This window comes from Streptomyces sp. S3(2020), from assembly GCF_013044505.1.
GTDB lineage: Bacteria > Actinomycetota > Actinomycetes > Streptomycetales > Streptomycetaceae > Streptomyces.
Genome location: NZ_JABERD010000261.1, coordinates 1 through 11944, shown reverse-complemented (window position 1 = coordinate 11944; position 11944 = coordinate 1). Strand labels below are relative to the sequence as shown.

9 protein-coding genes and 1 pseudogene are annotated in these 11944 nt (G+C 70.4%); 6 read left to right on the top strand and 4 right to left on the bottom strand.

Annotation, left to right across the window (positions count from 1 at the left end):
• Both HLK59_RS43560 and HLK59_RS43555 read right to left on the bottom strand, forming a co-directional pair.
• Positions 1–395: pseudogene (locus tag HLK59_RS43560) on the bottom strand (hypothetical protein); the annotation flags it as partial.
• A 200-nt stretch (positions 396–595) separates the two neighbouring features.
• A complete protein-coding gene (locus HLK59_RS43555; RefSeq protein WP_171147210.1) occupies positions 596–1549 on the bottom strand; it encodes an N-acetylmuramoyl-L-alanine amidase in 954 nt (317 codons plus the stop codon).
• Between the two features lie 117 nt (positions 1550–1666).
• Between HLK59_RS43555 and HLK59_RS43550 the strand changes: the two genes are divergently transcribed.
• Positions 1667–1867 (top strand): chaplin family protein, encoded by a 201-nt coding sequence (locus HLK59_RS43550; RefSeq protein WP_171147209.1) that lies wholly within the window; start codon positions 1667–1669, stop codon positions 1865–1867.
• Positions 1868–1888: 21 nt separating this feature from the next.
• On the opposite strand, the gene HLK59_RS43545 is transcribed toward HLK59_RS43550, so the two are convergent.
• Positions 1889–2539 carry a class I SAM-dependent methyltransferase gene (locus tag HLK59_RS43545; RefSeq protein WP_171147208.1) on the bottom strand — a complete coding sequence of 217 codons (651 nt, stop codon included), beginning with the start codon at positions 2537–2539 and terminating at the stop codon, positions 1889–1891.
• 124 nt (positions 2540–2663) lie between these two features.
• Here HLK59_RS43545 and HLK59_RS43540 point away from each other — a divergent pair, with 124 nt between their 5' ends.
• The 4 genes from HLK59_RS43540 (at position 2664) to HLK59_RS52180 (ending at position 8178) form a co-directional block, all read left to right on the top strand.
• Complete coding sequence (locus tag HLK59_RS43540) at positions 2664–2912, top strand: hypothetical protein (protein ID WP_171147207.1); 249 nt, start codon at positions 2664–2666, stop codon at positions 2910–2912.
• Between the two features lie 301 nt (positions 2913–3213).
• Positions 3214–5325 carry a glycoside hydrolase domain-containing protein gene (locus HLK59_RS43535; RefSeq protein WP_171147206.1) on the top strand — a complete coding sequence of 704 codons (2112 nt, stop codon included), beginning with the start codon at positions 3214–3216 and terminating at the stop codon, positions 5323–5325.
• A gap of 69 nt (positions 5326–5394) precedes the next feature.
• On the top strand, positions 5395–6855 hold the full coding sequence (locus HLK59_RS43530) for a hypothetical protein (RefSeq protein WP_171147205.1): 1461 nt from the start codon (positions 5395–5397) through the stop codon (positions 6853–6855).
• A gap of 111 nt (positions 6856–6966) precedes the next feature.
• Entirely contained in the window at positions 6967–8178 is a 1212-nt protein-coding gene (locus HLK59_RS52180) for a transglycosylase family protein (RefSeq protein ID WP_346779951.1), read from the top strand.
• A 537-nt stretch (positions 8179–8715) separates the two neighbouring features.
• Here HLK59_RS52180 and HLK59_RS43520 read toward each other — a convergent pair.
• Positions 8716–10452, bottom strand: coding sequence for an MFS transporter (locus HLK59_RS43520; RefSeq protein WP_171147204.1), 1737 nt, complete (start codon positions 10450–10452; stop codon positions 8716–8718).
• Between the two features lie 167 nt (positions 10453–10619).
• Between HLK59_RS43520 and HLK59_RS43515 the strand changes: the two genes are divergently transcribed.
• The coding region (locus tag HLK59_RS43515; protein ID WP_240982983.1) for a DHA2 family efflux MFS transporter permease subunit at positions 10620–11944 on the top strand (1325 nt) is incomplete at its 3' end.

Sequence of the window (11944 nt, the reverse complement as noted above, 5' to 3'; positions counted from 1 at the left end):
GGGCGGGGGGCCGGGATGAGGGCGGCCTGGAGCGCGGCGACCAGGGGAGTGGCCACGGCGCCCGCGGCCAGCACGAGCGACGCGATGAAGCCGAGGATGAGACCGGAACCGGCGTCGGTGTTCTCACCGGAGTCCACCAGCGACCAGAACAGGCTCCAGGCGGCGAGGACCGTGAAGGCCACGCCGACCGTCCCGAGGTCCAGCCCGGCGATCTTGCGGGCCTGCGGCAGGCAGCGGTTGACCACGATCAGGGCGGCGCCGATGACCCCGCCGATGTAGATGCCGAGGCCCATGCCGAGGCTGTCCCACGCGTTCACGTCGAGGTCGTACCCGGAGACGGAGTAGAGATCGAGGAACGACGCGATGAAGAGCAGTACCGCTGCTCCGATCACCACGCCGTCGCCTCGAGTGAGGGAGCGGATATTCACTTCAAGGTCCTTCGGTCAGTCGTCTCATCGTCGGCAATCGTTGGAGGCGTCGCTGTCACCATGTCGCCGTAAGGCCCCTGTGTGAAGCGCGGGGGTGGCCCCTCATCGTAGGGACGACCTTATCGTCCGTCCGACGAAGCTGTCCCTGGGGATCAGCCCCCGGAACGCTACCCCCGCAGGAAACTCACGATTCCCTCAGAGATCCCTTGCGCCGCCTTCTGCCGCCAGGCACCGCTGGTCAACTGTGCCGCGTCCTTGCTATCGCGCATGTTGCCGCACTCGATGAACACCTTGGGAACCGTTGACAGATTGAGACCGCCCAGGTCCTTACGCGTGACGAGTCCGGTGCCGTCGCCGACGTAGTTGGAGGGGGCGCTGCCCGTGACGCGGACGAAGCTGCCGGCGATGCGCTCGCCGAGTTCGGCGGAGGAGGCGACGATCGGGCGGGTGTCCGCGGAGCCGGAGTGGACGCTGCCCGGCAGGATGACGTGGAAGCCGCGCTGGCCCGCCCCCGCGCCGTCCGCGTGGATCGACACCACGGCGTCCGCGTCCGCCTTGTTGCCGATGCTCGCCCGTTCGTCGATGCACGGGCCGAAGGTCCGGTCGCCGTCCTGCGTCAACTTCACCGTGGCGCCCTGCTTCTCCAGCAGGGTGCGCAGCCGGTGGGCGACATCGAGGGTGAACTCGGCTTCCGCGTAACCGGAGTTGGTGGACGTGCCGGTCGTGTCGCACTCCTTCCAGCCGGTACCGATGTTCACCTTCTTGTTGATCTCGGCCGTGTGCTGGAAGTTGTTCGGGTTGTGGCCCGGGTCGATGACGACGACCTTGCCCTTGAGGGGGCCGGAGACGGCGGGCGCGGAGGTCTTGGGGGTGGGGACGGGGCTCGGCTTCTCGTCGTCCGGAGCGGATGTGGAGGCCGTCGTAGGAGAGGCCGGTGCGCTCGACGACGATGTCGGCGTCCCCACCGCCTCCTCGGAACCTCCACCGGATCCGCCCACCGTCTCGTACACGAGCCACCCGAGCAGCGCGCCCGGGACGAGCGCGGCGACCGCGACGGTGAGGGGGCGGCGCCGGGAACGGCGGGGCTGGGGGGGATCGAAGTCCGGGCCTACGTACGACACGAGAGCCACCCTAGCGGCGGGTCACCGGACGGGTCGCTTCATCCGAACGGCAGCGTCGGTGTCGCTCACGGCTGGGTGATATGCGGAGAATCGCCCATGAATTCACCTATGCGTGTTATGGCGAGTGTCCTCACCACCGTCGCCGTCGCTGCCGCCGGGGCGGTCGTACTGGGGGCGCCTACGGCCCAGGCCGCCGCGTTCCCCTGTACGCCGCCGGAGGACGTCTGCGCCGTCGACCACGTCTACGGTCAGCCGGGCGTCGGCACGGGCAATGTCATCCAGACCCCGGTCGACATCGACATCAACGTGAAGCCCTGAGACCCGCGGCGTCTCGGCGTCTCAGATCCCCGCACCCACCCGCCGCAGCACGCGCAGCGTGTCCGTGGCGGACACCTCCGTGAACGCCCCCGACGCCAGCGCCCGCAGATAGACCCGGTACGGCGCCTGGCCGGTGAATTCGTCCTTGGGGTCCGGGTGCACGTCGTGGATGAGCAGCAGTCCGTTCTCGGCGACGTGCGGGGCCCAGCCCTCGTAGTCGGCGTTCGCGTGCTCGTCGGTGTGGCCGCCGTCGATGAAGACGAGGGCGAGCGGGGAGCTCCAGATCTTCGCGATCTGCGGGGAGCGGCCGACCAGGGCGACGACGTGGTCCTCCAGGCCCGCCCTGTGCAGGGTCCGGCGGAACGTCGGCAGGGTGTCCATCAGGCCGATCTCGGGGTCGACCGTCTCCGGGTCGTGGTACTCCCAGCCGGGCTGCTGCTCCTCGCTGCCGCGGTGGTGGTCGACGGTCAGCGCGGCGACGCCGGCCGCGCGGGCCGCGTCGGCGAGCAGGATCGCGGAACGGCCGCAGTACGTGCCGACCTCCAGGAACGGCAGCCCGAGGCGGCCCGCCCCGACGGCCGCGGCATGGAGGGCGAGGCCCTCGTCCACCGGCATGAATCCCTTCGCCGCCTCGAACGCGGCCAGGATCTCGGGCTTGGGTGCCGCGGTCATGGGCGGGGGCCTTCCGGTCGTACGGGTGTGTGGGCGCCCCATGGTGCACCACACTCCCCGCAATGGGGGCGACGGGGGTGTGGTGGGGCCGGGAGGCCGAGTCCCTGGAGCCGTCCGACACACCATGCCTGGCACGGCACTGATCGACCTGCTCTCCGCCCGGTTCGTGCAGGCGCCGGAGGCAGCGGAAGCCCTCTCGCCGGAGAAACGGTCGCGGCCCGGATCCGCAGTCAGCGCCTGGCGGGCGCCCGCCGCGATCCGGCGGACCCCGGGCCCTTCGGACTTCACCCGTGCCTTCCGTGGCGCGTACGGCATGTCGCCCCACAAGTACCGCGTACGGGCGCAGGCCGCGTGCGAGCCGGGACAGAGGTGATGTGGAGCAATTGTGGAGCTGATGGGAGGCCGCTGTGGACGCTGTGACAACACACCTGTGGACTCGCAGCTAACGACAGCATCGGGAGTCGCCCCGCATTGTGATCGGCGGGGGTGATTGTCATAGCGGACTCACCGTGAGGGCTCAGGGGAAGCACAGGTATCGGAGTCTGAGTTCTCGGTGACCTCTCCCATGCCCTTCGGCCGCCTTCACCTTCCCTTCGCATCCTGCATGAGCCGCTTCTCGTTGCTGCTCAACCCGCACTTTTCTCCTGCCCGTTCACAGCAATCAGGGGACACGAATGCGCTTATCCACGAAGAAGGACGACTCGCACAAGGACGACCCGCAGAAGAACGGGGGCCTCCGGAGACGGAGAGCCCAGACGACAGCCGCGGTCACCGCTCTGGTGACCCTCGGTCTCGGCGCGCTCGGCACTGCTCCGGCCCAGGCGGACGCGTCAGCCAACGGGCGACAACTGGACTACCAGGGACACCGGTTCACCGTGCCGAGCTCGTGGGAGGTGGTCGACCTCGCGAAGACCCCGAACGCCTGCGTGCGATTCGACCGGCACGCGGTGTACCTCGGCCGTCCCGGCGCCGACCAGGACTGTCCCAGCCACCTCGTGGGACGCACCGAGGCCTTGGTCATCGAGCCGGCCGACAACCCGGCGGATCGGCGGGGCACGGTGGCCGAGCCCGGCGAGCACGAGTACCGCGCCAAGGCGGCCAAGGTGAGCGTCACGGCGACGTACGGCACGGACCCGGCGCTCGTCCGGAGCATCCTGGGCGGAGCCGGGATCCCGGCGACCGCTCCCCGCACCCAGGAACCCGCCGAGACCGGGGTGTCCTCGCCGTCCGAGCTGTCCGCCCCGCTTCTCACCGCGCAGGCCGACGCCCTGCCGGCGACCGCCACCAACTTCACCGGCAAGGGCTTCGATGCCTGTGCCGCCCCCTCCTCCGCCGCCATGAGTGCCTGGCAGACCAGCTCGCCCTACAGCGCGGTCGGGATCTACATCGGCGGCTCGCAGCGCGCCTGCAGCCAGCCCAACCTCACGGCGAGCTGGGTACAGCAACAGGCCGACGACGGATGGCGGTTCATCCCGATCTACGTCGGCACGCAGGCCTCGGGCATCACCTCGCCCGCCAACCAGGGCATCAGCGCCGCCAACGCCGCCATCAGCGACGCCGTCGCGCTCGGGTTCAGCCCCGGTTCGACGCTGTACTACGACATGGAGGCGTACTCCTCGTCGCTCAGCTCCAAGGTGCTGGCCTTCGAGTCCGCCTGGACCGAGCAACTCCACTCCCGGGGCTACCACTCCGGGATCTACAGCAGCAGCGGCTCCGGCATCAAGGACCTGGTCGACAACTACAACAGCTACACCATGCCGGACGTCATCTTCGACGCGCTCTGGAACGGTGTCGCGGACACCGCCGACCCGGTGGTGCCCAGCTCGCGCTGGAGCAACCACCAGCGGATCCACCAGTACTCGGGCGGCCACAACGAGACCTGGGGCGGTGTCACGATCAACATCGACCAGGACTATCTGGACGTCCAGATCTCCACGGCCGCGGCTCCGCACGGCCGGGTGTGGGACCGGTCCCGGCCGGACGGCGGTCCCTGGGACACCAACGCCGAACTGATCGACACCAACGACGCGATCAACTCGGTTTCCGCGTCCGCACTGCCCAACGGCACGGTCCACGTCCAGAGCCTGGTCGGCGGCGAGATCTGGGACCGCACCCGTGCCACCAACGGCACGTGGAGCAACGCGACGAAGATCGACGCCAACGGCGCCATCACTGACATCGCCTCCGCCGCCCTGCCCGATGGCACCCTGCACGTCCAGGCCGTCGTCAACGGTGAGATCTGGGACCGTACCCGGGCCGCCAACGGCACCTGGGGCAACGCCACGCAGATCGACGCGGGCGGCGCCGTCACCGACGTGGCCTCCGCCGCTCTGCCCAATGGCACCCTGCACGTCCAGGCGCTGGTGAACGGTGAGATCTGGGACCGTACGCGGGCTGCCAACGGCACCTGGGGCGGCAGCACGATGATCGACGGCAACGGGAGCATCAAGGACGTCGCCTCCGCGGGGCTGCCGGACGGGACCCTGCATGTGCAGGCCCTTGTCGCCGGTGAGGTCTGGGACCGTACCCGTTCCGAGAGCGGTGCGTGGAGCAACTCGACGAAGATCGACGCGGGTGGCGCGGTGAAGCAGATCTCCTCGGCCGGCCTGCCCAACGGTGACCTGCACGTCGAGGCTGTCGTCAACGGTGATGTCTGGGACCGCGTCCGTAAGGGCACCACCGGCAACTGGTCCGTCAGCAGCCTGGTCGACGACAACGGCGCCATCTTCGGCACCTATGCCACCGCCACTCCGGACGGCACCCTCCACGTCGGCACCAACGCCTGACCGACGTATCTCACTGCACCTCGCCACACCTCATTCGCCAACTCCCTTAGGAGAACTGTGTCCTTCAGCATGCTCAAAAACCGTGGCAGAGCCGCCGCGGTCGGCATGGCCGTCGTGGCGGCGAGCCTCCTGGGCGCCGTCCAGAGCGCCGGGGCGGCCCCAGCGGGGGGCGTGTCCGCCGCCGCGGACGCCGACCACGGCAGCAGCGGGCAGGGCCCGGTCACCCCGGTGGCCGGCAGCGCCTCCGACAGTCGGGCCGCGGCCGTGGCCTCCCCGGCCATCACCCGCGACGAGGTCATCCGCCGGGCAAAGAGCTGGGTCGGGATCGGCCTCACCTACGATCAGTCCGACTACTACCAGGGCTGGCGCAAGGACTGCTCCGGCTATGTCTCGATGGCCTGGAACCTGGGCTCGTCCCTCACCACCAACACGTTCATCCCGGAGGACGTGGCGGAGTGGAGTACCAAGGACAGTCTGAAGACGGGCGACGTCCTGCTCAACGAGGCCAGCGGCAGCAGCGGGCACGTGGCCCTCTTCGGCTCGTGGACGGACTCCACCCACACGGAGTACATGGGCTACGAGTTCACCGGCTCCGGCGTCCACTACCGCGCTATCCCGTACCCGTACTTCTCGGGGTACGGAACCTTCAAGCCCGCGCGGCTGAAGAGCATCGTCGGTGAGACGAGTCGGCCCGCCGGGCGGGTCTGGGACCGCTCGCGTCCGGACGGCGGCCCCTGGGACGCCACCGCCGACCTGATCGACGCGGGCGGCGCTGTCAACGCGGTCTCGGCGTCCGGTCTGCCCAACGGCACGATGCACGTCCAGGCACTGGTCAACGGTGAGATCTGGGACCGCACCCGCGCCGCCAACGGCACTTGGGGCGCCTCGTCGAAGATCGACGCCAATGGCAACATCAGTGACGTGGCCTCCGCCGCCCTGCCCGACGGCACCTTGCACGTCCAGGCGCTGGTGAACGGCGAGATCTGGGACCGTACGCGGGCCGCCAACGGCACCTGGGGCAATTCCACGAAGATCGACTCGGGCGGCGCCATCACGGACATCGCGTCCACCGCGCTGGCTGACGGGACCCTGCACGTGCAGGCGGTCGTGAACGGCGAGATCTGGGACCGTACGCGGGCCGCCAACGGCACCTGGGGCGGCAGCTCCCGCATCGACTCGGGCGGCGCCATCACGGACCTGTCCTCGGCTGCGGGGCCTGACGGGACCCTGCACGTGCAGGCACTCGTGAACGGTGAGATCTGGGACCGTACGCGTGCCGCCAACGGCACCTGGGGCGGCAGCACGCAGATCGACGCCGGTGGCGCGGTGAAGCAGCTCTCCTCCGTCGGCCTGCCCAACGGTGACATCCACGTCCAGGCCGTCGTCAACGGCGATGTCTGGGACCGGGTCCGCAAGGGCACCACCGGCAACTGGTCCGTCAGCAGCCTGATCGACAACAACGGCGCGATCTTCGACACCTACGCCGCCGCCACCCCGAACGGCACGCTCCACGTCGGCACCAACGCCTGACGGCAGGTCAACCCCTGAGCACCGTGGGGTGCTCGAACCATCACCCCGGTGTCCGGCACCGCCCGGGCACCGGGGTTTCCCATGCCGTTCTCACCCCCTTGGAGGCCTTCCGTGTCCACCCGCAGACTCACCGCCGCTCTCCTGGCGTCGGCCGCCGCCATGGCCCTGGCCACGGCGTTGCCGAGCCCGGCGCAGGCCGCCTCGGTCGCCACCTGGGACAAGGTCGCCGAGTGCGAGAGCGGCGGCAACTGGAGCATCAACACCGGCAACGGCTATTACGGCGGGCTGCAGTTCAGCCTCAGTACCTGGAACGCGTACGGCGGCGACGCCTACGCGACCTACCCGCACCTGGCGACCAAGAAGGAGCAGATACTGACCGGCGAGAAGGTCCTCGCGGGACAGGGCGAGGGTGCCTGGCCGACGTGCGGGCCGCTGGCCGGGCTGGGCAGCGACCACGCCGACCCGTACCCGCCCTCCGCTCCGCAGGGCGGCCGGGTGTGGGACCGGACGCGACCCGACGGGGGCCCATGGGACGCCACCGCCGACCTGATCGATGAGGGCGGCGCCGTCAACAGGATCTCCGCGGCCGGTCTGCCCAACGGCACGGTCCACGTCCAGAGCCTGGCAGGCGGTCAGGTCTTCGACCGCACCCGCGCCGCGGGCGGTGCCTGGGGCAACGCGACGAAGATCGACGGCAACGGCAACATCACTGACATCGCCTCGGCCGCCCTGCCCGATGGCACCCTGCATGTCCAGGTGCTGGTGAACGGTGAGATCTGGGACCGTACCCGGGCCGCCAACGGCACCTGGAGCAACGCCACGCAGATCGACGCGGGCGGCGCCGTCACCGACGTGGCCTCCGCCGCTCTGCCCAATGGCACCCTGCACGTCCAGGCGCTGGTGAACGGTGAGATCTGGGACCGTACGCGGGCTGCCAACGGCACCTGGGGCGGCAGCACGATGATCGACGGCAACGGCAGTATCAAGGACCTGGCCTCCGCGGGGCTGCCGGACGGGACCCTGCATGTGCAGGCCCTTGTCGCCGGTGAGGTCTGGGACCGTACCCGTTCCGAGAGCGGTGCGTGGAGCAACTCGACGAAGATCGACGCGGGTGGCGCGGTGAAGCAGATCTCCTCGGCCGGCCTGCCCAACGGTGACCTGCACGTCGAGGCTGTCGTCAACGGTGATGTCTGGGACCGCGTCCGTAAGGGCACCACCGGCAACTGGTCCGTCAGCAGCCTGGTCGACGACAACGGCGCCATCTTCGGCACCTATGCCACCGCCACTCCGGACGGCACCCTCCACGTCGGCACCAACGCCTGAGCCATGCGCAGGCACGCGCTTCGGACCCGGCCACGGCCACGTGGCCGGTGCGCAGTTCCCCGGCGAGGCAGCTGAACACCATCGCCCCGAAGCGCCGGCCCACGAACTGCCCCGGCCGTCCTCGCCGATCGCGCCGATGTACTCGCCGCGGGCGGCCTCGTTGTGCTGGGCGTGCGCGAGCGCGCCCAGCACCTGCCGTCCTCCGAAGCGGCGGTGAACTGAAAGTTCTCGGCGAACCCGCCGAAGCCCTCCATCGCCTGCTTGACCTTTGTGCGCGTGCGCGTGCGCTTGCGCTTGCAGAACGTCGGCGCCCCGGCTCGTCGCGGACCCGCATCCCCGCCTTGCGCGGCGGACAGGCCATTGGCGCGACCCGTTTGACGGGCACGTGCGCCTTGAGGCCGAAGACGTCCGCCGCGTCCGCCTCCCGGCCAACCAGCAGGGGCACGGTCTGACCCCGGAAGTCGAGTGCTTCAGACAGCGTCAGTGCTCACCTGCTGGCGGCTACGGCACCGAGTCTCCACGGCCCGGCAAGTCTCATCAGGCGGTGGTGACCGTCTCGCCCGGCAGTGACAGGTCCAGGGCGACCGCGCTCTCGTCGCCCGCGTGGGTCGCGGAGGAGGCGAGGGGGCCGTGGCCGGTGGCGCGGGCGGCCAGGACGTACGCGCCCTGGGCCGGGACCGCGAGGGCGTAGCTGCCGTCCTCGTCGGAGAGCGTCGCGCCCGCCTGACGGCCGCGGCGGTCGATCAGCGTGACCTTGGCGCGGGGGACCGGGGTGCCCTCGGCGTCCAGGACCCGGCCGTGGAAGCCGCGCAGAGCCTCCTGCGCGCGTGCCAGGTTGGCGTCCTCCTCGCTGCTCGCCCGCAGCTGCGGCGCGCGGTTCGGCTTCGGCAGGAACAGGGCCATCAGCAGGCCGATCGCCACCGCGCCGGTCGCGATGAGGAAGGAGACCCGGAAGCCGTGCATGGTCGGGATCTCGACCCCGTTCACGGTGTTCGCGGTGTTGGCGAGGACCATGCCGATGACGGCGCTCGACACCGACGTACCGATGGACCGCATCAGTGTGTTGAGACCGTTCGCCGCGCCCGTCTCCGAGGCCGGGACCGCGCCGACGATCAGGGCGGGCAGCGAGGAGTAGGCGAGGCCGATGCCCGCGCCGAGGACGACGGCGATGACCAGGCTCTGCCAGGCCGCGCTCATGAGACCCAGGCCCGCGCCGTAGCCGATCGCGATGATCAGCATGCCGAGGATGAGGGTGGTCTTGGGACCGTACTTCGCGGACAGGCGGGCGTAGACCGGGGCCGTGAACATCATCGTCAGGCCCAGCGGGGCGACCAGCAGGCCGGCGACGACCATCGACTGGCCGAGGCCGTAGCCGGTGGCCTTCGGGAGCTGGAGGAGCTGGGGAAGGACCAGCGAGACGACGTAGAAGCTGACCCCGACCATGATCGACGCGAGGTTGGTGAAGAGGACGGCCGGGCGGGCCGTGGTGCGCAGGTCGACGAGCGGTGCCTTGGTGCGCAGTTCGAAGACGCCCCACAGCAGCAGCACGACGGCCGACGCGGCGAACAGGCCGAGCGTGGTGCCCGAGGTCCAGCCCCAGTCGCTGCCCTTGGTGATGGGCAGGAGGAAGAGGACCAGACCGGTGGAGAGACCGAACGCGCCGAGCACGTCGAAGGAGCCCTCGGCGCGCATGGGGGATTCCGGTACGACGAGGAGGGTGAGGACGATGGAGAGCACGCCGAGGCCCGCGGCACCGTAGAAGAGGGCGTGCCAGTCGGCGTGCTGGGCGATCAGTGCCGCGAGCGGCAGGGCGAGGCCGCCGCCGACGCCGATCGAGGAGCTCATCAGGGCCATCGCCGAGCCGAGCTTCTCGCGGGGCAGCATGTCCCGCATCAGCCCGATGCCGAGGGGGATCGCACCCATCGCGAAGCCCTGGAGGCTGCGGCCGACGACCATGACGATCAGGTCGCTGGTGAGCGCGCTGACCAGGGCGCCGACCACCATCACCGCCAGGCTGGCGATCAGCATCCGGCGCTTGCCGTACAGGTCGCCGAGGCGGCCCATGATCGGCGTGGCCACGGCACCCGAGAGAAGCGTGGAGGTCAGGACCCAGGTGGCGTTGCTGGGCTCGGTGTCGAGGAGCTGGGGCAGGTCCTTGATGACCGGGACGAGCAGGGTCTGCATCACCGCGACGACGATGCCCGCGAAGGCGAGCACCGGGACGAGGGCGCCGCTTGCCGGGCGGCTGGGCTGATCGGTCGGCGTAGGTCTCATGTGTGTCAGCAACCCGGTGTGCTGGGGCAACTATTCCGATGCTTCGGGCAGCTAACGAATTCTTTATCTTCTCTTGACGGAAGGAAAGAGACGGAAGGAGGTGGGGCCTGGGGCGTAGGGCCAAATCCCGATGCCGGGAGCGGCGGGCGGTTGAGACGATGGCGCCCATGCTCGGAGCCGATGAAGTCACCCGTCCCGTTCGTCCGCGTACCGCGACTCCCGCCTGGCTGGTCGTGGCGCTCGCGTGTGCCGGGCAATTCCTGGTCGTCCTCGACATGTCGGTCATCAACGTGGCCCTGCCGTCGGTCCGAGCCGATCTCGGGGTGGGGCAGCAGGGCCTGCAATGGGTGGTGAACGCGTACGCGATCGCCTTCGCCGGGTTCATGCTGCTCGGTGGGCGGGCCGGGGACCTGTTCGGGCGCAAGCGGATGTTCCTGGTCGGGCTCGGCCTGTTCACGCTCGCCTCACTGGGCGGCGGACTGGCCCAGGACGGCTGGCAGTTGCTGGTCGCACGGGCCGTGCAGGGGCTGGGCGCGGCGGTGCTGGCGCCCTCGACGCTGACGATCGTCACCTCCGCGGTGCCCGAGGGGGCGGCACGCGCGCGTGCGATAGCGACCTGGACGGCGGTGGGCGCGGGCGGCGGCGCGGCGGGCGGGTTCGTCGGCGGGGTGCTGGTGGACGGGTGGTCGTGGCGCTGGACACGGCTGATCAACGTCCCGGTCGGCGCGGTCGTCCTCCTCGGTGCCCTGCGCTGGCTGCCCGAGAGCCGGGCCGGGGACGGGCGGCGGCTCGACCTGCCGGGCGCGGTGCTGGTGACGGCGGGGCTGGCGAGCGTGGCCTACGGCATCTCGCAGACCGAGGCCGAGGGCTGGACGTCGTCGGCGACCGTGCTCCCGCTGCTGGCCGGGGTGGCGCTGATCGGGGTGTTCCTGCTGGTCGAGGCGCGTACGGCGGCCCCGCTGATGCCGCTGGGACTGCTGCGGCTGCGCTCGGTGGCGTCGGCCAACGTGGCGATGTTCCTGAGCGGGTCCGCGATGTTCTGCATGTGGTTCTTCATGACGCTGTACGCCCAGAACGTGCTCGGCTACTCCCCGACCGAGGCGGGCCTGGCCCTGGTGCCGAGCTCCCTGGCGATCGTGCTCGCGTCGAAGGCGGCACCGCGGTTCATGCGGGTGCTGGGCGAGCGGAACGTGGCGGTGCTGGGGACGCTCGTGGCGGTGACCGGGTTCGCCTGGCAGTCGACGATGAGTGTGGACGGGGAGTACGTCGTCGCCATCATGATTCCCGGCATCCTGATGATGCTCGGGGCGGGTCTCGCCACGACACCCCTGGCCGCGCTGGCCACGTCGGGGGCGGCGCCCGGGGAAGCGGGACTGGTGTCGGGGCTGGTCAACACCTCCCGCACGATGGGCGGCTCGCTGGGACTCGCGGTGATGTCGACGGCGGGCGCGGCGCGGGCCGGGGGGGGGCCGGGGCGGGGGGGGGGTCCTTA